Source organism: Frankia sp. CeCAU1 (genome assembly GCF_977971845.1).
On the sequence record NZ_CDWWXA010000018.1, the window covers coordinates 51,609 to 52,358 of the forward strand.

At 73.6% G+C, this 750-nt stretch carries 1 protein-coding gene; it reads left to right on the plus strand.

Going from position 1 to position 750, the window contains the following annotated elements:
• A partial coding sequence (locus AC08OO_RS05770; protein ID WP_476618306.1) for an IS701 family transposase occupies nucleotides 1-750 on the plus strand: 750 nt, incomplete at both ends.

Sequence of the window (750 nt, forward strand, 5' to 3'; positions counted from 1 at the left end):
TGCAACGGCTGCTGACCGACGGCAAGCGCAAGAGCATGGTCCCGATGGCCGCCCGCCTCGGTGTGGACCCTCAGCAGCTGCAGCAGTTCGTCACCAGCTCGACCTGGGACTACCGCCAGGTCCGGCGGCGGCTGACGGGCTGGGCGGCCGGGTTCTGCGACCCGGTCGCGCTGGTCGTGGACGACACCGGCTTTCCCGAAGGACGGGCCGCCTCCCCCGGGGTGGCCCGGATGTACTCCGGCACCCTGGGCAAGGTCGGGAACTGTCAGATCGGGGTGTCCGTGCACGCGGTCACCGACTGGGCGTCGGCCGCGGTGGCCTGGCGGCTGTTCCTCCCGACCTGCTGGGACGACACCACCCTGACCGACCCGACCGAGGTCGCCGCCGCCCGGGCCCGGGAACGGGCCGCGATCCCCGACAAGGCGCGGCACCGGGAGAAATGGCGGCTCGCCCTGGACATGATCGACGAACTGGCCGGCTGGGGCATGCCTGTGCGGCCGGTCGTGGCGGACGCCGGCTACGGCGACGCCGCTGCCTTCCGCCAGGGGCTGACCGACCGGAACATCCCCTACGTGCTGGCGGTGAAGCCGACCGCGACCGCCTACCCGGCCGACGCGGTGCCGGTCACCGCCCCCTACCCGGGAAACAGCCGGCGGCCCACACCCGCCTACCCCGACCCGCCCCGCGATCTGAAATCCCTGGTCATGGCCGCCGGCCGCCGCACGGGCCGGTCTGTGACCTGGCGTCACG